Genomic DNA, 23,710 nt, shown 5'->3' with positions numbered 1-23,710 from the left:
TGATGCGCTATCAAAATATATCTATTGGTAGCAAATGATATCATCTGATGTGGCCTAGTAGCACAAGATATAGGTTCCATGTGTAGGCACCTCTAGCCGTTCAGATAATGGCGCAGATAAACGTCAGAGTAGACGATGAGACAAGAGAACGTTGGGAGGAAGTAGTGGAAAATGAACCCCGGTTCCGGTCAGTTCAGGAGTTAATGAGACACGCCACAGAGGACTATATCGACCGAAACGACCTCAAACCAAAAGACGACTAAGCAGGATGAGAGTCGTCGTAAGCATCCCTAAGCTCCGATTTTCGGTATTGCAGATAGTGACGAGTGACTTCTAATGATGAATGACCCATCAACCGGCGAAGTCTTTCAATATCCATTGGAGGAGTACCAGAATTTTCACGACCACGCACGCTATGGACAGCGAAACTATGTCTCAAAGTCTTCGGAGTGATCCGGTTCACTGAAACAGGATTCCCATCTTCGTCGGTCTGAGCCGTTTCGATAGAAGTTTCCTGAATTCCCGCCTCTTCCGCTGCCATACGAACGATCTGATTGATCTGCCGAGCATCGATAGAAGGCGTATTGTATCCGACTACAAGATATGGCGACTTATCCGCATACGGGTGCGAATCACGCCCCCCTCGATCTAACCACTCTCGCATAGTTTGACGCATGGAACGGCTATAGAATACCGTCCTTTCATAGTTCTCAGCCGAGGTATCCTGTACCTTCGACGTTTTCACTTCGATAGATCTACTATCACGGTCCAGACGGCGGAGCTTCATTCGGGAAATTTCGCTCGGTCGGCAACCAGTGTTCCAAAGCAGTTCTATGACTAAGCGGTTCTTGAGATTTTTAGCGCCCTCAATTAATTCCTCTATCTTATCGAGAGGCAACCAGTGAACGTCCCTGTCTAGTTGTTTGACCGTCTCGGTCCCTTGATCAATCCAAGAGAGAATCCAATCGTCTTCCTCATCCAGATACCCCAATCCATCTTCAACATGTTTGTTCAAATACGCACGCACAGCGTACCAGCGATGAGATAGGGTAGAATGAGCGTGGCCTTGCTCGTCATCCAGCCACACTGAGAAGTCGTCTAATATAGTATTGTCAACAGCATCCAGCGACTCAAAGCCCTTCGATGTAAGGTATTCATCAAACTGTTCGAGAGCGATCCTCTTCTGCTTTGCATTCTGCTCTGTATTTTTCACTGCCTCCCGCTGAAGCCATCGTTCACCTTGAGGAAAATCAATCTCCGTGTGAAGTGTCTTGTATCGACCACTCATCCTACACGGTACTATATCGCTGTGATATCAAAATGGTATTGGTTGTTTCCGTCTTCACGGGGAAGACGCCGTCGCGGCCGCCGGCGAACAGCAGCACGCAGTCGGCGGTTTTCGGGCCGACGCCCTTCATGTCGAGCAGGGCGTCCCGAACCTCGTCGTACTCCCCGGTCTGGACGAACTCGTCGAACCCCTGTTCCCCGCCGTACTCCTCGACGATCCGGCCCGCGAGGCGGACGATGGTCTCCGACTTCTGGTTGTACAGGCCCGCAGAAGCGATCGTCTCGGCGAGTTCGTCCTGCGCGGCGTCGGCGAGCGACTCGGCGAGGTCGGTGTCGTCGCCGTCCTCGCCGGCTTCACTCGCCGCCGAGCCGTACCGCGTCATCAGGCTGTCGTGGGCCGGCTGGCTGGCTTTGTCGCTGGTGTTCTGACTCAGGATCGTCCGGACCAGACACTCGAAGGCGTCCCGGCCGCCGTAGGCCTTCTGCCAGTACATCTCGCCGAGTTCGTCGACGACCGCCTCGGCCCGACTGGCCGGCTTGCCGTCGTCGACAGCCGCGACCGCTTCCCCACCGCCGTCCGGGCCGCCGCTGATGTTCCTCGACGGCTCGTCCGGGCGCTCCTCGGCGTCGTCGCTCATACCGAACGGTCCGGGCGGGCGACCAAAAACTGCGCGGCGAACGCGTTCAGTTCTCGCCGGATTCGACGGTCAGCGTCAGCGTGAGTTCCGCCCCGGCCGCGAGCGCGTCGATCAGTTCGCGGTCCAGATCAGCCGCGGCGCCGTCGGCGTCGACGAACACGGTTCGATCGTCGACGTACTCGCTCGTTCTGCCCACGAGGCTCCGGTCGCCCTCGAAGGTGAGTTCGGGGTCGCCGCGACCGGTGATCGTGTCGGTCAGCGTCTCCTCCCCGGCGTCGACCGCGAACTCGGCGGTGATCGTCGCCTCGCTCGACTGGCAGGCGTCGACGAACGCGTCGTTGAAGTCGGCGGGCGTCCCGTCGGCCTCGACGCCGACGATGCAGTCGCCGGCGGGGGTGAGCCAATCGTCGGTGGTCACTTCGACGGTGCTCGCGTGCTCGCCGGTAACGTTCTCGTGCCCGCGTGCGCGGACTCGCTCGACGTGGGTCCCCTCGCCGCTCGCGTTCGCGTCGTTCATGTCACAGCGTCGGCGACGCCCCGGGAAGTGCCTGCCGAACCGCACCGACCTGCCGGGGGTGTGCGAGTGCGTGACGGGCAGTAGAGGCCGTGTGACGCAATTACACCCGCGAACCACCGAAGAATTTAACTACGCTAGTACCCTACGCTGAGATACCAGAACGCCTCCGGCGCTGGTGGCACCGCACGCAGAATGATCGGGAACTCTTATCCACGATTTACTGCGGCCCCACGAGCGTCAGCTGTGTCCGGAGGGCGGATGGTACAGAGGTTCGATTAGCATGGTAACGAAACAGGACGTACTCGACAAGTACGACATCGAAGCACTGAGCGAAGAAGACAACGTCGACCTCCCCGAGGAGAAGCTGGAGAACGGCTCCAAGGGCGAGCTGATCAAGCTCGCCGGGCAGCTCCGGGATCGACGGAACGACCTGAACCAGATCGCCTCCGAGCGCGCCTCCAAGCGCGACGACCTGAACGCGAAAACTCGCGAGAAGGTCGACGAGGCACAGGAGCACCGCGAGCAGCGCGACGAGCTCAACGAGCAGGTTCAGGAGCACAAGGAGAAGCGCAACGAGCTCAACGCCGACGCGAACGAGCTGTTCGACGAGGTCGAGGAGATGAAGGAGGACCTCGAGCTCGACGACGGCAAGGACGCCGAGGAGCTCCGCGAGGAGATCGAGGACCTCGAGTTCAAGCAGCAGACCGAAGTGCTCTCGGCCGAGGAGGAGCGCGAACTCATCGAGAAGATCGAGGACAAGCGCGAGCAGCTCGCCGAGCGCGAGGAGAAGGTCGACCAGAGCGACGAACTCGAGGAGAAGATCGAGAAGGCCGAGGAGGTTCGCTCGGAGGCTAGCCAGCACCACCAGAAGGTCACGGAGCTGGCGGACAAGGCCCAGGAGCACCACAACGAGATGATCGAGGCCTACCGCGAGGCCGACGAGATCCGTGACGAGGCCGACGAGATGCACGAGCTGTTCGTCGAGGCCCAGGAGGCGGCCGACCGCCACCACGAGGACTTCGTGCGCGTCCAGAAGCGCCTGCGCGAACTCGACAAGGAGGAAGAGGAAGAGCGCAAGGACGAGCGCGAGCAGAAGATGGAAGAGGAGAAAGAAGAGGCCGAGGAGATCTACCAGAAGTTCAAGGAAGGCGAGACCCTCGACACCGAGGACCTGATGAAGCTGCAGAAGACCGGCCTGCTGTAACTTTCGGCGAACGTTCCCGTTTTTCGACCGTGCCCGAACAGGCAGCGGCCGCGCCGTCGCCGCTACTTCGGCCACACTTTTTGTAGCACCGCGCCGCAGTAGCGCCCATGTCCGACACGAACGACAGACTGGCGCGGCTGCTGCTCGTCGCCGGCGGCACGCTCGTCGCGCTGGTGGCGGCGTGGCTGCTATTCGTCGAGTTTGCGGCTGATCTCGCGGACCTGTTCGGGATCCTGCTCGCGTTCGCATTCGCGGCCGGCGTCGTCCGCGTGCTGGCCCGGCTCGCTGGGAGCCAGTTCCCGGCGTACAACGCCGCGGAGGTCGGCGTCGAGGGGCCGATCACCCGCGACGGCGCCGGTAACAACCCCATCCCGACAGGGCCGGTGGGCGCGACCGCCGACGAGATCGCCGAGCAGATCGACCGGGCCGACGACGATCCAGCGGTCGACGCGCTGCTCGTCAAGCTCAACACGCCCGGCGGCGAGGTGGTCCCCAGCGAGGACATCCGCAACGCCGCCGAGCGGTTCGACGGCCCGACCGTCGCGTACGCGACCGACGTGTGTGCGAGCGGCGGCTACTGGATCGCCTCCGGCTGTGACGAGATCTGGGCGCGCGAGCCGTCGATCGTCGGCTCGATCGGCGTGATCGGCTCGCGGCCGAACGTCGCCGACCTCGCCGACCGGCTCGGGGTCAGCTACGAGCAGTTCACCGCCGGCGAGTACAAGGACGCCGGCACCCCGCTGAAGGAGATCGACGACGACGAACGCGAGTACCTCCAGAGCCTGATCGACGGGCTGTACGACCGCTTCGTCGACCGCGTCGCCGAGGGCCGGGAGCTGAGCGAGGGCGAGATCCGGGACACCGAGGCCCGGATCTACCTGGGCACCGAGGCGGCGGAGATGGGGCTCGTCGACGAGATCGGCACCCGCGAGGACGTGACCGACAGCCTCGAAGCGAAGCTCGGGAAGGAGATCACGGTTCGAGAGTTCGAGCCCCAGCGCGGGCCGCTCGCTCGCGTGGGGATGGGCGCGCGCTCGGTCGCGTACGCCTTCGGCGCCGGGCTCGCCAGCCGCGTGACCGGCGAGGACGGGGGGCTCGACTTCCGGTTTCGGGCGTGACCGTGACTGACCCGGTCGGGCGTCTGTCCGGTTCTGGCTCACCGACCCGAAGCTTAACGTCGCGGCGCCCCTCGCTGTCCCCGTGAGCACGCTGGTCCTCTGTGTGGACCGCTCGAACGACGTCGGCGCGAAGTCGGGCGCGGCGATGCCCGTCGCCGGCTGGGAGGCGGTGCGCTCGCTCGTGACGGACGTGGGGCTCGCCGACCCCGAAGACGCGAGTGTCAACTGCCTGCTCGAATCCCTCCGTGTTGCGCGTGACCTGACCGACAGCGGCGACGACGCGACCGTCGCGGTGGTTTCCGGTGGGACGGACTCCCGGGTGAACGCCGACCGCGCGATCGCCCGCCAGATCGACGAACTGATCGAGCGCTACGACCCCGACTCCGCGATCGTCGTCGTCGACAGCGCCGAGGACGAGCGCGTGGTTCCGATCGTCGAGTCCCGCGTTGGCGTCGACAGCGTCGACCGCGTCGTCGTCAGACAGGCCCGCGACATCGAGTCGACGTACTACCTGCTCAAGCAGTTCCTCGGCGACGAGGAGATGCGCGAGACGGTGCTGGTGCCGCTGGGCGTGGCGCTGCTCGTCCTGCCCGCGCTCGCGATCCAGTTCTCGCCCCAGATCGCGATGGCCGGCCTCGCGTCGCTGCTCGGCGCGGTGCTGCTGTACAAGGGACTCGCGATCGACGACCGGCTGGAGAACACGCCCGAACAGGCGCGCGAGGCGCTGTACTCCGGGCAGGTGTCCGTCGTCACGTACGCCGTCGGCGCCGGGCTGGCGCTGGTCGGCGCGTTCTTCGGCGGGCTCGCGGCCACCGAGGCCGGCTCGGAGCCCGTTTTGATCCAGTCCGTGCTGTTCGTCTACGACGCGGTGCCGTGGCTGGCGCTGGCAGCGCTGACGGCTTCTGCGGGCCGGCTGATCGACGAACGGATCCGGGACGAGGGGATCCCCTCCCCCGTGTTGAACCTCCCCTTCGGCGTCGTCGCGGTCGGGCTGGTGATCCGCGGCTTCGCGGGCTACTTCCTCGAACAGCAGGCGGACATCCCCCACCTGACGCTATCGCTGTTGAGCGTCGAGATCACGTTCCAGCCGGGCCAGCGTTTGCTGGGCTTCATCGTCGCCGGCATCGTCGTCTCGCTGATCGGCGTCCGGGTGGCGTCCCGCGTTACCGACGAGGTCGAGGAGGAGAGCGTCGCCGAGGAGGAGACCGCCGAGCAGTCCTAGAACTGCCCGGCGCTGCCGGAGGCGTTCGACCCCTCCTGCTTCGGGCGGATCACGTCCGCCAGCGCGACCACGCCGCCGAGCAGCCAGCCCAGCGGCACGGCGATCCCGAACCACATCGCGACGTACGCCGGCCCCTCCAGCGCGAAGCGGCTCCGGATGATCTCGTTCAGCCCACCCACGGTGAGCACGTTGTCGAGGATCCAGATCGCGAGGTTGGTGCTGCCCGTGAGCACGCCGGCCAGCGCCGGCGAGTAGAGCGCGGCGACGACCGGCGGGAGAAACAGCGCGGTCGTCGCGGCAGGGTAGGCGAACAGGACGCTCGTCAGGCGGCCCCCGCGGCGGGAGAACACCACCGCCAGCCCCGCGGAGACGGTCGCGACCCCGCCCGCGGCCGCGACGGCGATCAGCCCGTCTGCCGAGAACTGCCTGATCCACGCGCCGACGGTCAACAGCCCCCACGCCACCGCGGCGACGAGGACGACGCCGACGATCCCCAGTCGGGTGGTCGCGGAGTCGAGCTTCCCGGCGTAGTAGCGCGTCGCGAAGCCGAGCAGGAGGAGCGGGTAGCCGATCACGACGAGCGGAATCCCCACCGCAGCCCACGCGTAGTAGGCGGCCTTCTGTCCACCCGTTTCGGGCTCCCAGCGACCGAGCACGCTACTGGGGTCGAGCTGTCGCGGGAACACCAGTTCCATCCACGTCGCGTGGAGGCGGGCGACGTCGATGCGGATGGCGTCGATCAGTCCGGTTCGCTGCCCTTGCATTGGGCGAGTAGAGCAGTCCCGCCGAGGTGAAAGTTGCGGTGCGGACGACGCGCGTCAGACGACAGTTATTCGACAGTTCAGCGGTTCCACGGGCCGAAATCGGGATCGACCATCCGGCGGCTCTCCGCCAGCTCGTCGATCGCCGCGAGCTCGCCGTCATCGAGCTGGAGCGAGAGCGACGCCCAGTTGTCGTGGAGGTGGGCCTCGCTGGAGGCTTTCGGGATCGCAGTGACTCCCTGCTCGCGGAGCCACGCGAGACTCACCTGCGCCTCGCTGACGTTGTGGGTGCCGGCGATGTCGCTGATCACTTCGTGGCCGAACACTTCGCCGCGGGCCAGCGGGGAGTATGCGACCGGCTCGATGCCGTGCTCCACGGTCGCTTCGCGGACCGCCTCCTGCTGGAGCAGCGGGTGGCACTCGAACTGGTGGGCGAAAATCTCGTGGTCGGCCGCCGCCTGCGCCTCTTCGATCTGCTCGGGCTCGAAGTTGGAGATGCCGATGCGCTCGGTGACGCCCTCCTCGACGAGCTCGTCGAACGCGCGGAACGTCTCGACGGGGTCGTACGCCTCGGCCGGCCAGTGGACGTACAGCAGGTCCACCGAGTCGACGCCGAGGTTGTCGACGGCGTCGTAGGCGGCGTCGATCGCGTCGTCGTACCCCAGATCCGAGTTCCAGATCTTCGTCGCGAGGAAGATATCCTCCCGGTCGACCTCGCTGCGGGCGATCCCGTCGCCGACCAGATGTTCGTTGCCGTACGCCTGTGCGGTGTCGACGTGGCGGTACCCCATCTCCAGCGCGGTCGCGACCGCCTCGGGACAGGTCTGTTCGTCGGTCAGCTCCCACGTCCCCATGCCGAGCATCGGCATGCCGCTGGCGCGCGGGCAGTCCTCGGCGGTCGCGATCTCGTCGCCGGTTGGCGTCTCGCTCATGTATTCAGGTAGTCGTTCTAGCGAGGAAACCGTTGCGGCCGGGGCAGATTTGCCCCCCGGAGCGCCCGTTCGCGGCCGACGCCGAGGTCGGTATACACGACGACGGCATTGGCTCCACGGCTGCCCGACAGAGCGGACAGCAGGTCGCGCGCCGAGGTCGGTACACACGACGACGGCATTGGCTCCGAGCGAGCGGGCGACGCCGCTCGCCGGTCGCGCGCCGTCGTCGGTTCACACGACGACGGCATTGGTTCCGCGGCCGCCCGACGGAGCGGGCGGCAGGTCCCGTGCCGAGGTCGGTTTCGCTTACTCGGCGAACCGTTCGCGCGCGAACTTCGCGAGCAGCGGCACGTCGCTGAGGTGGAGCAGCTTCCGCATCGCGCCCACGTCGCCGGCGTTGACCTTCGCCAGCGTCTCCTCCTCGGTGTCGTTCAGGTCGGCCATCAGCGTGTCGTACCGGGAGTTCGGCGCGAGGTAGAGCAGTTCGGTCATCAGCAGGCGCTCGCGGGCCCGCGGGGCGACCTCGCTGTGCCAGAGCTTGTTGTACACCGCCATCGCCGACGCCGAGGTGTCGGGCTCCTCGGGCGTGAGACAGCGATCGGCGGTCGTCGCGGCCGCGCGGCCGGACTGCATCCCCTTGTGGATCCCCTCGCCCCAGAGCGGGTCGATGCTGGGCACGGTGTCGCCGATCGCCATGAAGCTGTCAGTGCTGAGCTCGCCCGGCGTCTGGATGTGGGCGGAGCCGCGGTGGACCTTCCCCTCGATGCGTTCGGCGTCCTCGAACCGGGGATCGGTGTCGAGCCAGTACTGGAGGTAGTCGTCGATCCCCATTCCCTCCTTCCCGTGGCGCTGGTGGCTGTCGTTCTGGATGTAGCAGATCCCCACCTTCGCCTCATCGCCGCCGGTGTGGAAGATCCACGAGTAGCCGCCCGGGGCGAGATCGTGATCGAGTCGGAGCATCATCGAGTCCGTCAGGTCCGCGTAGTCGGGGTGGTCGATGTCGACGCCTTCGAGCTCGTACTCGACACCGATCGCCTGCTTCCCGCGTTTGAGGTCGCTGACGCCCAGATCCTTCGCCAACGGCGCCGCGGGGCCGGTCGCGTCGACGAGGATGTCGGCGTACACCTCCTCGTCGCCGTTGTAGCGCACGCCGACGGGGGTGCCGTCCTCTTTGATCGGCCGGGAGACCCGGGCGTCGAACCACACCTCCGCGCCCTTCTCCCGGGCGTCGGCGACGAGCCACTGCTTGAACTCGGCGAACTCCAGCACGGCGCCGGGCTGGTTCTGGACGTAGTGGTGGTTGGGCGACTCCAGCACCACGTCGTCGGTGTAGTTCATCACCACGTCGTCGGGGACGCCGAAGGCGGCCATCATCGACGGGAACGTGCCGGCGGTCGACTTGTTGCTCTGACGCGGGAACTCGTCCTCCGACTCCAGTTCGAGGAGGACGACGTCGTAGCCTCGCTGGGCGAGGTCGCGGGCGCACTGCGCGCCCGCGGGTCCGGCGCCCGCGATGACCACGTCAAAACGGTCGGACATGGACACACGAAACGCCGTGTCCGTAATGAGTGTTGCTAACTCCGCAGCGAACCCTGCGAGTCAGTCGCGTACTCCGCGTTTTCCGTCGTCTCACGGCGGTCGGAACCGTCCCGAGGAGCGGGAGGGTGGCCGGCGGAAAAAACGGGCCGGTGGCCGTTCAGTAGAACTCGCGAACGAGGTCGGTTGCGTTCTCGGGGGCGCCGTCGGGGATCTCGGTCATGTCCTCGGTGACGCCGTGGGCCTCGTGGTACGGGACGGAGTTCTCGTCCTGATAGAGGATCCCCTGATACTCGCCGTCGGGGTCCATGATGCGGTCCTTGGCCTGATCGAAGTCGCTCGGGTCGTGGTCGGTCTCCGCGAGGTCCGTGAGGTTGTCGCGGAAGTAGTCGTACGTGTCCGTGTCGTTGAACGTGACACACGGCGAGAACACGTTGACGAACCCGAACCCGTCGTGCTCGATGGCCTCCTGCACCAGTTCGGCGTGGCGCTGGGAGTCCGACGCGAACGACTGGGCGATGAACGTCCCGCCCGCCGAGAGCGCGAGCGCGAGGGGGTTGACCGGCGGCTGCTTCGGCCCCTCGGGCGTCGTCGCCGTCTCGAAGTCCTCACGCGAGGTCGGCGAGGCCTGCCCCTTGGTGAGGCCGTAGATGCGGTTGTCCATCACGACGTAGCTCATGTCGACGTTCCGGCGCACCGCGTGGACGAAGTGGCCCGCACCGATCGAGTAGCCGTCGCCGTCGCCGCCCGCGACCATCACTTCGAGGTCGGGGTTGGCCATCTTCACGCCCGTACCCACGGGCAGCGCGCGGCCGTGGACGCCGTGGAGCGCGTAGCTGTGCATGTACGTGCCGATCTTGCCCGAACAGCCGATGCCGGCGACGACGAACGTGTTGTCGGGGTCGTTCCCCGTGTTCGCCAGCGCCTTCATCATGCCGTTCATCGTCCCGAAGTCGCCGCAGCCGGGACACCAGGTGGGCTGCTTGTCAGATTTGAAGTCGATGAATCGAGTCTCGCTGCTCATTGGAGCACCTCCGTGATCTCCGCGGCGAGTTCGTCCGCCTTGAACCCGACGCCGTTGTACTTGTTCACCCGATCCACGCGCTGGAGCGTGTCGTGCTCCAGCACGTCCGCGAACTGCCCGGTCGCGTTACACTCGACGACGACGACCTGCTCGGCCTGCTCGAACGCGTCGGTGAGGTCCGGCCGCGGGAACAGGTACGGCACCGAGAGGAACCGGAACTCGGGGGCGTCCTCGCCCAGCAGGTCCATCGCCTCGACGATGGTCCCCTCGTTCGACCCCCACGAGACGACGAGGTTGTCGGCGTCGGGGTTGCCGAACTCCCGCGGACTCCAGTCTTCGCGCTCCTCGGCGGTTTCGACCTTTCGCTGGCGTTTCTGGACCTGCTCGACGCGGATCTCCGTGTCCTCGGTCCGCCGGCCGAGCTCGTTGTGTTCGAGCCCGGTGGACATGTGGGCGCCGTCGGTCGTCCCCGGCTTCGCGCGCGGGCTGATGCCGTCCTCGGTGGCGGCGTGGGCGCGGAAGCGCCCCTCGTCGTCGAGCCACTCGTCGACCTCGTCCTCGTCGACGAGCTTCCCGCGGTCGATCTCGACCTCGTCCATGTCGAACGCCTCGGGCGGGAACGTCTGCTCGGTCACCGCCATCTCGAGGTCGGAGACCAGGTAGACGGGCGTCTGGTACTTCTCGGCGTAGTTGAACGCCTCGACGGTCTTCCAGAAACACTCCGAGATGGTGGTCGGCGCGATCACGAACCGCGGGATCTCGCCGTGGCCGCCGAACAGCGTCATATCGAGGTCGCCCTGCTCCTGCTTGGTCGGCATCCCCGTCGAGGGGCCCGAGCGCATCACGTCACAGATAACCAGCGGCGTCTCGCTCTGGGCCACCAGCCCGAACGTCTCGGACATCAGGTCGATCCCGGGGCCGGAGGTGGCGGTCATCGACCGCGCACCCGCACGGGCCGCGCCCAGCGCCATGTTGATCGCCGAGAGCTCGTCCTCGGCCTGCACGACGTGGCCGCCGTAGTGTTCGAGCCGGCCGGTCAGGTACTCCATCACGTCGGTCGCCGGCGTGATGGGGTAGCCCGAGTAGAACCGGCAGCCGGCGGCGATGGCGCCCATCCCGATCGCCTCGTCCCCGTTGATCAGGACGTAGTCCTCGTCGGTCGTCTCGAGCTCGTACTCGAACTCGGCGCTCTCGCTCTCGTAGTTGTCGCGGACGTACTCCGCGCCGAGGTCGGCGGCGGTCTTGTTGTTCTCGACGATCGACTGGCCCTTGTCGCTGAAGCGCTTCTCCAGCGAGGACGCGAGGTGCTCGATCGGGAAGTCGGTGACCTCACAGGCCGCCCCCAGCGCGACGATGTTGCGCATGATGGCGCCGCCGGCCTCCTCCGCCAGCGACTTGAGGGGAACGTCCATCCCCACCATCTCGTCGGGGATCTCGAGGTCCTGCATCGACGTCCGCTCGCCGTCGTAGATGATCACCGACCCCTCGTGGAGCTCGTCGATGTTCTCGTCGACGGTGCGCTGGGTCAGCGCGATCAGCACGTCGAGGCGGTCGACCGTACTCTCCACCTGCTCGATGGCGGTCCGAACCTTGTACGCCGTGTACCCACCCCGGATACGTGAAGCGAAGTCTTTGGAGGTGAACACGTGTCGCCCGGCCCGGGAGAGCGCTCTCGCGAAGATCTTCCCGGTCGAGTCGATGCCATCGCCGGCCTCCCCGCCGATGGCCCAGTTGAAGTCCGCAGGCATGCTGGCACGAACTACCAACGGCCCGCGCAAAAACCTTCTGAACCGTCCGGTCAGTCGGTCAGTTTCGACCGTGTACAACGCGGCGAAACCGACCGTTCGTTCCCCCCACTCCCGGAGTCGCGAAGGAAAGGCGCTTTAGCACGGCGGCGGAAGCCGCGGTATGGACGCGACTGTCGTCGACCGCGAGTCGGTCGGCCCGAACACGTTCACGCTCACGTTCGACACGCCCGAGGGGTTCGAGGGGCTCGCCGGCCAGTTCGTTCGACTCTCCGGCGAGATCGACGACGAGGAGTACGCGCGGTTCTATACGCTCTCCTCGCCGGGCACCGGCGAGACGTTCGAGATCACCGTCGAGGTCGCGCCGGAGAGCGGCCCCTTCACCGACCATCTCGCGGCGCTTGAACCGGGCGACGAGGTCGAGGTCACCGGCCCGTTCGGCGACGACTACTACGAGGGCGAAGCGCGGGCGGTCGTGCTCGCGGGCGGGCCGGGGATCGGCGCCGCCGTCGCGATCGCGGAGGCGGCCGTCGGGAGCGACGCCGAGGCGGCGGTGGTGTACCGCTACGAGGGCGAGCCGGCCCACGAGGAGCGTCTCGACGCGCTCGTCGACGCGGGCGCGGACGTGACGCTGCTGGACGAGGACGCAGACGACGCCGCGTTCGAGCGCGCGGTCGATTCGATCGTGACCGGTGCCGACGACGAGGGCGTGTTCGTCTACGGCTTCGCCGACTTCGTCGAGTCGGCGATCGACGCGATCGAGGCTGCGGGCGGCGATGCCGACGGCGCGAAAGTCGAGAGCTTCGGGTAGGCCGGTCACGGCGCGCGACGTTCGGGGGGTGAAGCGTACAGCAGTATCTCTCACAGTCAGTAGCCGTATCCCTGACGGCAGTTCGACCGTGAATAACCGAGACAGCGACCGCAACAGCAACTCGATGCTAGACTACTTGCGACAGCAATGTGCCGAGCACGAGGCTCGGCACAGCGCCGAGTCCCCACCCCTCCCCGCGGGCCGGCGACGGTTGCCGGCCCGCGGCGTCCACCACCCCGCTACCGCACCACCACCGCACAGCGAGCGCGGCACCGCATCCCCCCGCCGGAAGCGCGCTTCGCCCGGACCGAACCAAAGTATTCACTATCGGGCGTCTACAAGCCGGGTGTATGGAGAACGACGACGCCCTTTCTCGCCGCTCGTTCATTCGCGCGGGCACCGCCGGCGCCGCCGCGTCGATGGCGGCCGGGACCGCGGCGGCACAGGAGGGAACCGAGACCGCGACGGCGAACGGGACCGCGACCGGAACCCCGACGGGCACCGACAGCGGCACCACGACCGGCACCGAGGGCGGCGGTGGCGGGGGAGGCGGCCCCACCGAGACGGTGACCGTCGGGCCGGGTGGGAGCCTCGTTTTCGACCCCGAGGAGCTCACGATCGAGACGGGCACGACGGTGCAGTGGGTCTGGGACAGCAACATGCACAACGTCGTCCCGCAGAGCCAGCCCGAGGGCGCCAACTGGGCGGGCGAGGGCGAAACCGGCGTCACGTTCGACTCCGGCCACGAGTACTCTCACACGTTCACCACGACCGGGACGTACGAGTACGTCTGTACGCCCCACGAGAGCGCGGGGATGATCGGCGCGATCGAGGTCGTCGAGAACATCGAGACGCCCGAGCCGACCGGGCCCGCAGTGCCCGACAGCGCCAAAACGCTGGGCGTCGGCGCGGCGTTCGCGATGGTCGCGACGCTGCTGATCGCGTTCTTCTTCCTCCAGTTCGGCGGCGACAGCCCCGGCCACGACGAGGAGTAGGCTAGAACAGCCCGCGTTCCGACCGGATCTCTTCGTAGCAGTCGACGTACGTCTCGATCACGGCCTCGTGGCCGAACCGCTCGAACGCCCCGTTGTACTCCCGGCGCGGGACGTTCCCGGCCGCGGTGATCACTTCGGCCATCTCCTCGGGGCTGGTGACTCGCCGGCCGCGGTCGACGCCCTCGACCAGCTCGTGCGCGCTGGAGTCGGCCTGATACTCGACGACGCCCAGACAGCCACACGCGAGCGCGCGGAGGAGTTCGGTCGCGAACTGCTCCACGCTCGCGGTCTGGGCGAACACGTGGGCGCCCTTGTAGATGCTCACGCGCTCGCGTTCGGGGAGCGAGCCCGTGAACGTGATCCGGTCGTCGATTCGGAGCTCGCGGGCAGCCTGCTCGACCGCCGCCCGTTCGGGGCCGTCGCCGACGATCGCCGCCGACCAGTCCCGGCGGCGGCGCTCGGCGAGCGCGAGCAGCAGCGTCCCGACGTTGGCGTGTTCGTCCAGCCGGCGGGCGTACACCACGTCGAAGCGGTCGTCCGCCGGCGCCTCGCGGATCGTCTCGAGGTCGATGCTCTCGGGCACGACCCGAACCGAGCCGTCGTCGGCGCCGTGCTCCCTGACCCGCGTTCGGATCAGCTCCGACGGGACGGTGACGAGGTCGCCCCCGCTCGCGGCCCGCGCCTGACTCCCCGGCTCGGACGCGCCGTCGCCGAACCAGTCGACGAGCACCGGCGTCCGGAGCATCGTGCCGACTTTCTCGGCGACGGCGACGTGCCGCGGCGGCCCGTGGACCGCGTGGATCGCGTCGGCGCCCGCGCGCCACAGCGCCGTCGGGAGCCTCGCGGCGAACGCACCCTCGGCGGGCTCGCGGGTGACCCGGCGGTACTCGATCCCCTCGTGTTCGAACGTCGGGACGGCGTCGCCGCCCCACCACTGCGCACAGAGGTACGTCACCTCGTGTCCGCGATCGGCGAGCAGGCGGGCGGTCCGGCGCGCTCGCTCCAACCCCCGACGGTCGGCGCTGTGGGCGGTCTCCATGGAGACGAACGCGACGTGCACGGCGTGAGGTTGCTTCCCGGGGGGTAAAAACAGCCCCGACTCGTTTTGGCTCCCCGCTCGGCACCGATACCTAAGTAAGGGGCGAACGGCTATTGACGACAATGGCAGACCTATCCACCGAGGACGACCAACGGTACGCGAAGCAACTGTTCATCCTCACCGTGGCGTGGCTGGTGCTGGTGCTGGGTGCCGGCGTACTGATGATCTTCTTCATCTAAGCGCCGGCGCTAGGCACGGCGCGACGGACGCGTCGAAAAGTTCGCGGTCGAGACTCGGGGGCTCGACGGCGTTTTCGCTCGGCTACGACACGATTACGGTGGAGTATCCGTGATCTGGCCGTATCGACTACAGCATCCCTTCTGCTTCCAGCCCCTCCATCACGTCGTCGACGAGCGACTCCACGTCGTCGTAGGGGAACTCCTGCTGCCCGCCGAGCTTGGCGGCCAGCTCCATCGCGGTGAACGACACGTCGCCGGCCTCGAACCGCGTGCTCGGCCCCTCGGGGAGCGCGGGCACGAGATCCATCTGGCTGTCGACCGGGAAGTCGGCGCCCTCGAAGGCGTCGGTGAGCTGTGCGCGGAGTTCGCGTTCGGTTTCCTCGTCGGCCATACACGCCAATGCCGCCGAACGTCGGATAAGCGTTTCCGAAACGCGGGGGAACCCACCGTGGGTTCCCTCGACACACGAGAACCCCCGTCGGTTGGCCGGAACCGCCCCGTTTTAGACGGTTCGGCCGGAGCTACGAGCATGGCGTTCGACTTCGACTTCGACCTGCTGAAGGAGCTGACCGAGGAGCGGGGCGTCCCCGGCTACGAGGACCGCGTGCGCGATCTGGTGCGCGAGGAGCTCGAAACGACCACCGACGACGTCCGCACCGACGCGATGGGCAACGTGGTCGGCACGATCGAGGGCGACTCGGACTACGCCGTCGCCGTCGCCGCCCACATGGACGAGATCGGCTTCATGGTCAAGCACGTCACCGACGACGGGTTCCTGAAGATCGACGCGCTCGGGGGCTGGGACGCCCGCGTGCTCCGCGCCCAGCGCGTGACCGTCCACGGCGAGGAGGACGTGACCGGCGTGTTCGGCTCCGTCCCGCCGCACACGCTCGACGAGGAGCCCGACGGCGATGAGGAGGTCGGCGACCGCGTCGTCGACCTCGGCCGCGACGCCGAGGAGGTCGAGGAGCTCGTGAGCGTCGGCGACCTCGTCACGATGGATCAGACGACGGTGCAGATGGGCGACTCGGTGACGGGGAAGGCGCTCGACGACCGCGTCTGCCTGTTCGCGATGCTTGAGGCCGCCCGCGAGATCGAGAACCCCGACGTGACGATCCACTTCTGTGCCACGGTGCAGGAGGAGGTCGGCCTTCGCGGCGCGACGGCGCTGGGCGTCGACGTGGACCCGGACCTCGCGATCGCGCTCGACGTGACGATCGCGAGCGACATCCCGGGGGTCAGCGCGGACAAACACGTCACGGAGCTCGGTGACGGCGCGGCGATCAAGCTGAAGGACAGCTCGGTCATCACGACGCCGAAAGTCCACAAGCGCATCACCTCCGTCGCCGAGGAGGAGGAAATCGACCACCAGATCGAGGTGCTCCCCTCCGGCGGCACCGACACGGCCGGGTTCCAGAACACCAACGGCGCCAAGCCCGTCGGCGCGATCTCGATCCCGACGCGGTATCTCCACACGGTCACCGAGACCGCCAACGGCGACGACATCCGCGCGACGATCGACCTGCTGACCGCGTTCCTCGAAAGCGAGGACGGCGAACACGACTACTCGCTGTAACCGATCACGGCTGGTGACCTGTCGCCGGCTCCGTCCGGCGGCGACGGAGCCTGTTGCCGTGATCGTGTGTGACCGACAATGGCGCGCGACCTGTCGTGCGATCCCGATTTCCACGCCGACACATTCCGCGAACCGGGGCTCGTTCCTACGCGGTGGGATTTCCCGACACCCACTCCTAAGAGGAAACCCCTTTCTCGGATAGGGTCGAATCACGAGTACACCCTCCCCAAGTGACAAACAGATGAAGGAGTACGAGTACGTCTGTCAGGAATGTGGGCAGCAGATCGAGGTCAACGGCCCGATGCGTGAGGCCATCCTGAACAACGGCTGCCCGATCTGCTCGGCGCCCGCCGAGACCGACCACTTCTTCGAGCCCTGATCAGGCGTCGCGGTCGACTTCGGTCCGTCGCCCGGTCACGTTCGTCGTCTCGAACTCGTAGAGTCGGATGTCGAGCTCCTCCTTCGGCTCGCCCCAGATCTCGAACAGCGGTCGCTTCGCGTCGCCGTACTGTTCGATCTGCTCGACCGAGAGCTCCGCCGGGTCGATCTCCGACAGCGTCCCCGCGGCGACGACGCTGCGGTACACCTCCTCCGGCCCCGTCGCCTCGTCGCCGTAGACGACGAACCGCGCGCTGGTGCTGGCCTTCAGGAACCGACGCTTCTCGCTTTCGGGGGTCGAGACCAGCCGAAAGTAGAACGCCCGCTTCTCGGGATCGTAGCCGTACGAGACCGGCGCCGCGTACGGGTCGTCGTCCTCCGCGAGGGAGAGCACCCCCGTCTCGTTCTCGCCGAGGAACGCGTCGGTCTCCTCGGGTGTCATCTCGGTCTCTCGGGCGAGTGGCATCTGTATCTCGACTCAACGGAGCTTGGGGTTAAGTGATTTCGATTGGGCCGAACGAGCGGGCCGGCGACGACGCTCGCGCCGACTACCCGTCGTCGAACACGTCGCCGAGCAGCTTCCGCTGGGCCGCGACGAGGTGTTCGGTGAACGTCGACTGGGAGATTCCCAGCTCCTCGGCGAGCTCGGTCGCGTTCGCCCCCTTCGGTCGCTCGAAGTACCCCTGCTGATACGCCGTTTCCAGCACTTCGAACTGTCGGTCGGTGAGCTTCCCGCGGTTGACGAACCGTCGATCCTCGTGGCTCCCCGACAGCGGCGGCTGGAGGAGCTGCTGGACGTCCGCGGAGGGGAACTCCTCGCGCAGCGTCGCCATCGCGTCCTGGAGCGTCTCGAACTCCGCGGCGTGGAACACCAGCGTGAGCTCCTCGCCGTCCGCGAGATAGCGGTGGATGGGGCAGTCGAACTCCCCCAGACACGCACACGGGCAGTCGCCGACGTGTTCGGTCCGGTACACGTCCGCGGTGCCGTACGAGAAGATCGGCTCCAGATCGGCGTCGCCGGTCAGCCCGTCGGCGTCGACGAGGAACTCCGTCACCGCCTCGCCGGCGGGCGAGACGCTCGTCGAGATACTGTCGACGACGGCGCCCGTCGTTCGTGAGAACCCGGCGACGGGACAGCCCGCGGGGCTGTCGAACGTCACGGTCGCCCGGATACCGGAACCCATGGACCCACCTACTGTTCGGGGCTACCTTGAGTGCGGTGGTCCCGTGGCCGGCCGAACCGTGCCGGGGCGACGGGGGGTAATAAACCCCCCACGATATGCGTGGTTCACGCTTGTTGGAATAGACCCCCCACAGTAGAGTATGAGCTACGCCGTCCCGTCCACCCAGAACCGCCGTCCGGAAACGACCGGCGAGGAAGTGCTCCACACGGAGAGCGAGATCACCGAGCTGCTCGCGGTTCTCGACGACCCCGACTGCCGTGCCGTCCTCGAAGTCACCGGCGAACAGCCACTCTCGGCGAAGGACATCGTCGAGCGCTGTGACATCCCCTCCTCGACCGCGTACCGGAAGATCGACCGACTGGTCGAAGTCGGCCTGCTTCGTGAGGGCGTCCGCATCCGGAGCTCCGGCAAGCACGCCAGCGAGTACCGCCGCAGTGTCGACCACGTCGAACTGTCCATCGACGACGACGGGACCGAAGCCCGCGTCGTCGGGCGCGACGACTAGCGGGTCGACACGACAGGCTCGTCCGCTCACGGCGCAGTTCTATATCGCGATAAAGCGTTTATTCTCCCGAATCGCGTCCTTTCGGGACCCGAACCCTTCATAATCGTTCCGGCGAAAGGGAGAGCCATGTACGACGAGGAGGACCTCGCGGAAATCCGCGAGTCCCGCGAGGAGTGGGAGGCGGAGACGCTCGACCCGACCCTCGACGCCTACGGCGAACGGAAGGATCGCTTCGCGACGATCTCGAACCTCGAGATCGACCGGCTGTACGACCCGACCGACGTCGACGGCCTCGACTACGAGGAGGATCTGGGCAACCCCGGCGAGTTCCCGTTCACCCGCGGCCCGTACCCGACGATGTACCGCGGGCGGACGTGGACGATGCGGCAGTTCGCCGGCTTCGGCTCCGCCGAGGACACGAACGAACGCTTCCACTACCTGATCGAGGAGGGCCAGACCGGGCTCTCGACGGCGTTCGACATGCCGTCACTGATGGGGATCGACTCCGACGACCCGATGGCGCTCGGCGAGGTCGGCAAGGAGGGCGTCGCCGTCGACACGCTGCGGGACATGGAGATCCTGTTCGACGGGATCGACATCGGCGAGGTGTCGACCTCGTTCACGATCAACCCCTCGGCGGCGGTGATCTACGCGATGTACCTCGCGCTGGCCGACGAGCAGGGCGTCCCCCGCGAGGAGGTCCGGGGCACCCTCCAGAACGACATGCTCAAGGAGTTCATCGCCCAGAAGGAGTGGGTGATCCCCCCGGAGCCGTCGCTCGATATCGTCACAGACACCATCGAGTTCGCGACCGAGGAGACGCCGAAGTTCAACCCCGTCTCCATCTCCGGCTACCACATCCGCGAGGCCGGCTCGACGGCGGTTCAGGAGCTCGCCTTTACGCTCGCGGACGGGTTCGCGTACGTCGAGGACTGCCTCGACCGCGGGATGGACGTCGACGAGTTCGCCCCCCAGCTCAGTTTCTTCTTCAACTCCCACAACTCCATCTTCGAGGAGGTCGCGAAGTTCCGCGCCGCCCGGCGCATCTACGCCCGCGTGATGGACGAGTGGTACGACGCCGAGAACGAGGCCTCGAAGAAGCTCAAGTTCCACACCCAGACCGCCGGCCAGTCCCTCACCGCCCAGCAGCCACTGAACAACATCGTCCGGGTGACGATCCAGGCGCTGGCGGGCGTGTTCGGCGGCACGCAGAGCCTCCACACCAACTCCTACGACGAGGCGCTGGCCCTGCCCAGCGAGGAGGCGGTCCGGGTCGCGCTGCGCACCCAGCAGATCATCGCCGAGGAGTCCGGCGCGGCCGACAGCGTCGACCCGCTGGCGGGCTCGTTCATGGTCGAGAGCCTCACCGACGAGGTCGAGGAGGAGGCCATGGAGTACATCGAGTCGATCAAGGAGATGGGCGACGGCTCGGTCCGCGACGGCGTGCTCACGGGGATCGAGGAGGGCTTTTTCCACCGCGAGATTCAGGAGGCCTCCTACGAGTACCAGGAGCGCGTCGAGGACGAGGAGGAGGTCGTCGTCGGCGTCAACAAGTACGTCTCCGAGGAGGACACCTCTCCCGAGGTGCTCAAAGTCGACGAGGAGGTCGCCGAACACCAGCGTGAGCGGTTGGAGTCGGTCAAGCAGGAGCGTGACGACGAAGCCGTCGAAGCCGCCCTCGAAGATCTGCGCGAGGCCGTCCAGAACGACGAGAACGTGATGCCGTACATCGTCACCGCCGTCAAGGCGTACGCGACGATGGGCGAGATCATGGACGTGTTCGAGGCCGAGTACGGCGAGTACCGGGAGAAGATCGGGCTGGCCTGATCGGCACTCACTCCCCCGTTTTCGTCCCGTTGTAGGTGGGTTTATGTCCGATCCGACCCACGTTCGTGGTAGCTATGTCGGACGCTGACACGGAGCTAGAAGCACGGCTCGAAGAACAGGACAGCTTCGAGCCGCCGGAATCGTTCGTCGAGCAGGCAAACGTCTCGGACCCCGACGTCTACGAGGAGTTCGAAGAGAACTGGCCGGAGTGCTGGGAGGCCGCGGCCGACATGCTCGACTGGGACACCGAGTACGACCAAACGTTCGACGGCTCGAACCCGCCCTTCTTCGAGTGGTTCACTGGGGGAGAGCTCAACGCCTCGGCGAACTGTATCGACCGACACCTCGACGAACGCGGCGACGAGGTCGCGATCGAGTGGGTCGGCGAGCCGACCGAGGAGGCCAACCGCACGTACACGTACGAAGAGCTCCACCGCGAGGTGAACGAGTTCGCGGCCGCGCTGCGGGAGATGGGCGTCGGCGAGGGCGACGTAGTGACGATGTACATGCCGATGATCCCCGAGCTCCCGATCGCGATGCTCGCGTGCGCTCGGATCGGCGCGCCGCACTCGGTCGTGTTCGCGGGCTTCTCCGCCGACGCGCTCGCGACCCGCATGAACGCCGCCGACTCCGAGTACCTGATCACCTGTGACGGCTACTACCGGCGCGGTGATCCGCTCGACCACCTCGAGAAAGCCAACGAGGGGCTCGACGACGTCGAGCACGACACCGAGACGGTCGTCGTCGAGCGACTCCCCGAGGACGACGGGTTCGATCACGACCTCCGCGAGGAGCAGCGGCTCTGGACTGACGCGGTCCACGCCCACAAGGGCGCGGAAGTCGAGCCGGTGGCTCGCGACGCCGAGGACATGCTGTTCCTCATGTACACGTCCGGGACCACTGGCGAGCCGAAGGGGGTGAAACACACGACCGGCGGCTACCTCTCGTGGGCGGCGTGGACCTCCCACGCCGTTTTGGACATCAAGCCCGAGGACACGTACTTCTGTTCGGCCGACATCGGCTGGATCACCGGCCACTCCTACATCGTCTACGGCCCGCTCGCGCTGGGCACGACGACGATGATGTACGAAGGAACGCCGGACTATCCCGAGCGTGACCGCCTCTGGGAGATCGTCGAGGAGTACGACGCCACCCAGCTCTACACAGCCCCGACGGCGATCCGCGCGTTCATGAAGTGGGGGACGGAGTACCCCGACAGCCACGACCTCTCCTCGCTGCGGCTGCTCGGCACGGTGGGCGAGCCGATCAACCCCCGGGCGTGGAAGTGGTACTACAAGCACATCGGGAACGAAGAGTGTCCGGTTGTGGACACGTGGTGGCAGACCGAAACGGGCGGGATGATGGTCACCACGCTGCCCGGCGTCAAGGAGATGAAACCCGGCTCCGCCGGTCCCGCACTCCCGGGTATCGACGCGGAAATCGTCGACACGACCGGCGAACAGGTCGAACCCGGTCGGGCTGGCTATCTCACGATCCAGAAGCCGTGGCCGGGGATGCTGCGCACGCTGTACCAGAACGACGAACGGTTCGTCGACGAGTACTGGCGGGAGTACTCCGACACCGACAGCGATGACTGGCGGGACTGGGTGTACTTCCCGGAGGACGGGGCGAAGATCGACGAGGACGGCTACATCACCGTGCTCGGCCGCGTCGACGACGTGCTGAACGTCTCGGGCCACCGGCTGGGGACGATGGAGATCGAGAGCGCGATCGTCGGCGTCGAGGGCGTCGCCGAGGCCGCCGTCGTCGGCGGCGATCACGAGGTGAAAGGCGAAGCCGTCTACGCCTACGTCATCACCGAAGACGGGTACGACGGCGACGAGGAGCTCCGCGACGCGATCGTTCAGGGCGTTGAGGACGCGATCGGTCCGATCGCCCGCCCCGAACAGGTGATCTTCACTCCCGAACTCCCGAAGACGCGTTCAGGCAAGATCATGCGCCGACTGCTGGAGGACATCGCCAACGGGGCCGAACTCGGCGACACCTCCACCCTCCGCAACCCCGACGTGGTGGCGTCGATTCAGGAGCAGGTCGAAGAGTAAACCGTATCGCGCGATATAGAAACCGGCATCCGGCCGCTATCGATCCCCTCTCCCGATACTTTTTGCCGATACAGCGACACCCTCGACTGGATGGACGAGCCGACAGATCCGTCGGTCGAACGGCTGTCGCGATCGGTCGAGGCGGGCGACTACCGGGACGCGACCGCGTGTCTGCGAGCGTTCGAGACGGCGTCGGCCGAGAGTCGGAAGGCGGCGTTGCGGACGCTTCGAGAGAACACCGGAGAGCAGACGGCGCCACTCGCGACCCGGCTCACGTCGTTCCTCACCGACGACGAGCGGTCGGTGCGGCTGACCGCGGCGAAGCTGTTCGTCGCGGGGGCGCGGGCCGACCCGGCGGCGGTCACGGACTGCGTCGACGCGCTCGCGGACCGGGTCGGCGACGAGGAGGAGTTCTACTACGTGCGTGCACGCTCGGCGGAAGCGTTGGGCTACGTCGCGCTCGATCACCCCGACGAGGTCGCGACCCCGGCGCTGTTGGCCGATCTGCGGGTCGGGCTGTCGTTCGACGAGCCCGAGGTCAGGGAGAAGCTCGCGAAGGCGCTCGCCTCGGTCGCGATGGGCGATCCCGATCGACTCCGTCACCACACGTCGAACCTCGCCCACCACCTCGACGACGGCAACGAGCTCGTTCGGTACCAGCTCTGTACGGCGCTGGCGGCGATCGGCTGTACGTCCCCGGCGGCTCTCGCGGACACCTCGTCGGCGCTCGCGGCGCGGCTGGACGACGAGAACGCCTACGTTCGGGCGCGTGCCGCCGAGGCGCTCGGCCTGCTGGAGCGGGCCGACACCCCCGAGACTGATCTCGCCGCCGACGCTCCGACCATCGACGATCCGGAACCGTTCGTGGCTACCCGGCTGCAGTTCCTCCGCGACGCGCTCGCGGGGGCGACGTCGTCGCCCGACGGCGTCGGGACAGTCGACGCGATCCGCGAGACAGCGACCGAGGTGGAGAAGGCGGTCGACGCGCCCGAGGAGTCGAACGCCTGCCCGCACTGTGGGCTCTCACTGGGCGATCCCGGGCCACCGACCTGCCCCGGTTGTGGGGCACCGCGCTAGCTTCGCGACGTGTTTAGGTGAACCTAACTTTC

Annotated in this window: 22 protein-coding genes and 1 pseudogene; 11 read left to right on the top strand and 12 right to left on the bottom strand. The window is 66.7% G+C overall.

What is annotated here, in order from left to right; all coding sequences use genetic code 11:
- Window positions 1-259: 259 nt before the first annotated feature.
- From ACQUSM_RS05600 to ACQUSM_RS05590, 3 genes and pseudogenes are all read right to left on the bottom strand, one after another.
- On the bottom strand, window positions 260-1,288 hold the full coding sequence (locus ACQUSM_RS05600) for a tyrosine-type recombinase/integrase (RefSeq protein ID WP_435116573.1): 1,029 nt from the start codon (window positions 1,286-1,288) through the stop codon (window positions 260-262).
- Window positions 1,289-1,337: 49 nt separating this feature from the next.
- Window positions 1,338-1,925: pseudogene (locus tag ACQUSM_RS05595) on the bottom strand (endonuclease III domain-containing protein); the annotation flags it as partial.
- A 46-nt stretch (window positions 1,926-1,971) separates the two neighbouring features.
- A complete protein-coding gene (locus ACQUSM_RS05590; RefSeq protein ID WP_435116571.1) occupies window positions 1,972-2,442 on the bottom strand; it encodes a DUF371 domain-containing protein in 471 nt (156 codons plus the stop codon).
- A gap of 280 nt (window positions 2,443-2,722) precedes the next feature.
- Between ACQUSM_RS05590 and ACQUSM_RS05585 the strand changes: the two genes are divergently transcribed.
- The 3 genes from ACQUSM_RS05585 to ACQUSM_RS05575 all read left to right on the top strand — a co-directional run bounded on the left by ACQUSM_RS05585 (window position 2,723) and on the right by ACQUSM_RS05575 (window position 5,986).
- Window positions 2,723-3,646 (top strand): coiled-coil protein, encoded by a 924-nt coding sequence (locus ACQUSM_RS05585; RefSeq protein ID WP_435116569.1) that lies wholly within the window; start codon window positions 2,723-2,725, stop codon window positions 3,644-3,646.
- Between the two features lie 107 nt (window positions 3,647-3,753).
- Window positions 3,754-4,764 carry a signal peptide peptidase SppA gene (gene sppA / locus ACQUSM_RS05580; protein WP_435116567.1) on the top strand — a complete coding sequence of 337 codons (1,011 nt, stop codon included), beginning with the start codon at window positions 3,754-3,756 and terminating at the stop codon, window positions 4,762-4,764.
- A gap of 82 nt (window positions 4,765-4,846) precedes the next feature.
- Window positions 4,847-5,986, top strand: a complete 1,140-nt coding sequence (locus ACQUSM_RS05575; protein WP_435116565.1) for a DUF373 family protein — start codon at window positions 4,847-4,849, stop codon at window positions 5,984-5,986.
- On the opposite strand, the gene ACQUSM_RS05570 is transcribed toward ACQUSM_RS05575, so the two are convergent.
- The 5 genes from ACQUSM_RS05570 to ACQUSM_RS05550 form a co-directional block, all read right to left on the bottom strand.
- Window positions 5,983-6,750 (bottom strand): hypothetical protein, encoded by a 768-nt coding sequence (locus tag ACQUSM_RS05570; protein WP_435116563.1) that lies wholly within the window; start codon window positions 6,748-6,750, stop codon window positions 5,983-5,985. The genes ACQUSM_RS05575 and ACQUSM_RS05570 overlap by 4 nt on opposite strands.
- Window positions 6,751-6,827: 77 nt before the next feature.
- On the bottom strand, window positions 6,828-7,616 hold the full coding sequence (locus ACQUSM_RS05565) for an aldo/keto reductase (RefSeq protein WP_435118295.1): 789 nt from the start codon (window positions 7,614-7,616) through the stop codon (window positions 6,828-6,830).
- A 369-nt stretch (window positions 7,617-7,985) separates the two neighbouring features.
- Window positions 7,986-9,218, bottom strand: a complete 1,233-nt coding sequence (locus tag ACQUSM_RS05560) for a digeranylgeranylglycerophospholipid reductase (protein WP_435116561.1) — start codon at window positions 9,216-9,218, stop codon at window positions 7,986-7,988.
- A gap of 157 nt (window positions 9,219-9,375) precedes the next feature.
- Complete coding sequence (locus ACQUSM_RS05555; RefSeq protein WP_435116559.1) at window positions 9,376-10,239, bottom strand: 2-oxoacid:ferredoxin oxidoreductase subunit beta; 864 nt, start codon at window positions 10,237-10,239, stop codon at window positions 9,376-9,378.
- Window positions 10,236-11,987, bottom strand: a complete 1,752-nt coding sequence (locus ACQUSM_RS05550; RefSeq protein WP_435116557.1) for a 2-oxoacid:acceptor oxidoreductase subunit alpha — start codon at window positions 11,985-11,987, stop codon at window positions 10,236-10,238. The genes ACQUSM_RS05555 and ACQUSM_RS05550 overlap by 4 nt, the downstream gene beginning before the upstream one ends.
- A 160-nt stretch (window positions 11,988-12,147) precedes the next feature.
- Here ACQUSM_RS05550 and ACQUSM_RS05545 point away from each other — a divergent pair, with 160 nt between their 5' ends.
- Together ACQUSM_RS05545 and ACQUSM_RS05540 are read left to right on the top strand one after the other, a co-directional pair.
- Window positions 12,148-12,795: an FAD-dependent oxidoreductase gene (locus ACQUSM_RS05545; RefSeq protein WP_435116555.1), complete on the top strand. Its 648-nt coding sequence runs from the start codon at window positions 12,148-12,150 to the stop codon at window positions 12,793-12,795.
- A gap of 350 nt (window positions 12,796-13,145) precedes the next feature.
- Window positions 13,146-13,790: a plastocyanin/azurin family copper-binding protein gene (locus ACQUSM_RS05540; protein ID WP_435116553.1), complete on the top strand. Its 645-nt coding sequence runs from the start codon at window positions 13,146-13,148 to the stop codon at window positions 13,788-13,790.
- Window position 13,791: 1 nt separating this feature from the next.
- Here the strand turns inward: ACQUSM_RS05540 and ACQUSM_RS05535 are convergent, their stop codons facing one another.
- Together ACQUSM_RS05535 and ACQUSM_RS05530 are read right to left on the bottom strand one after the other, a co-directional pair.
- Complete coding sequence (locus tag ACQUSM_RS05535) at window positions 13,792-14,850, bottom strand: glycosyltransferase (RefSeq protein WP_435116551.1); 1,059 nt, start codon at window positions 14,848-14,850, stop codon at window positions 13,792-13,794.
- Between the two features lie 345 nt (window positions 14,851-15,195).
- Window positions 15,196-15,459, bottom strand: a complete 264-nt coding sequence (locus ACQUSM_RS05530; RefSeq protein WP_435116549.1) for an MTH865 family protein — start codon at window positions 15,457-15,459, stop codon at window positions 15,196-15,198.
- 138 nt (window positions 15,460-15,597) lie between these two features.
- Between ACQUSM_RS05530 and ACQUSM_RS05525 the strand changes: the two genes are divergently transcribed.
- Both ACQUSM_RS05525 and ACQUSM_RS05520 read left to right on the top strand, forming a co-directional pair.
- Entirely contained in the window at window positions 15,598-16,644 is a 1,047-nt protein-coding gene (locus tag ACQUSM_RS05525) for a M42 family metallopeptidase (protein ID WP_435116547.1), read from the top strand.
- Between the two features lie 241 nt (window positions 16,645-16,885).
- A complete protein-coding gene (locus ACQUSM_RS05520; protein WP_435116545.1) occupies window positions 16,886-17,023 on the top strand; it encodes a DUF7560 family zinc ribbon protein in 138 nt (45 codons plus the stop codon).
- On the opposite strand, the gene ACQUSM_RS05515 is transcribed toward ACQUSM_RS05520, so the two are convergent.
- Together ACQUSM_RS05515 and ACQUSM_RS05510 are read right to left on the bottom strand one after the other, a co-directional pair.
- A complete protein-coding gene (locus tag ACQUSM_RS05515; RefSeq protein ID WP_435116543.1) occupies window positions 17,024-17,488 on the bottom strand; it encodes a pyridoxamine 5'-phosphate oxidase family protein in 465 nt (154 codons plus the stop codon).
- An 82-nt stretch (window positions 17,489-17,570) separates the two neighbouring features.
- A complete protein-coding gene (locus ACQUSM_RS05510; protein ID WP_435116541.1) occupies window positions 17,571-18,206 on the bottom strand; it encodes a helix-turn-helix domain-containing protein in 636 nt (211 codons plus the stop codon).
- A 139-nt stretch (window positions 18,207-18,345) separates the two neighbouring features.
- On the opposite strand from ACQUSM_RS05510, the gene ACQUSM_RS05505 reads away from it, so the two are divergent.
- The 4 genes from ACQUSM_RS05505 to ACQUSM_RS05490 all read left to right on the top strand — a co-directional run bounded on the left by ACQUSM_RS05505 (window position 18,346) and on the right by ACQUSM_RS05490 (window position 23,678).
- On the top strand, window positions 18,346-18,711 hold the full coding sequence (locus ACQUSM_RS05505; protein WP_435116539.1) for a helix-turn-helix domain-containing protein: 366 nt from the start codon (window positions 18,346-18,348) through the stop codon (window positions 18,709-18,711).
- A gap of 126 nt (window positions 18,712-18,837) precedes the next feature.
- Window positions 18,838-20,538, top strand: a complete 1,701-nt coding sequence (locus ACQUSM_RS05500) for an acyl-CoA mutase large subunit family protein (RefSeq protein WP_435116537.1) — start codon at window positions 18,838-18,840, stop codon at window positions 20,536-20,538.
- 74 nt (window positions 20,539-20,612) lie between these two features.
- Window positions 20,613-22,601, top strand: a complete 1,989-nt coding sequence (acs, locus tag ACQUSM_RS05495; RefSeq protein WP_435116535.1) for an acetate--CoA ligase — start codon at window positions 20,613-20,615, stop codon at window positions 22,599-22,601.
- A 90-nt stretch (window positions 22,602-22,691) separates the two neighbouring features.
- A complete protein-coding gene (locus ACQUSM_RS05490) occupies window positions 22,692-23,678 on the top strand; it encodes a HEAT repeat domain-containing protein (RefSeq protein ID WP_435116533.1) in 987 nt (328 codons plus the stop codon).
- The last annotated feature ends 32 nt before the right edge of the window (window positions 23,679-23,710 follow it).

It is taken from the genome of Halolamina sp. C58 (genome assembly GCF_051195095.1).
GTDB lineage: Archaea > Halobacteriota > Halobacteria > Halobacteriales > Haloferacaceae > Halolamina.
Note: the sequence above shows the minus strand (reverse complement) of the source record. Positions and strands in the feature narration are given on the sequence as shown.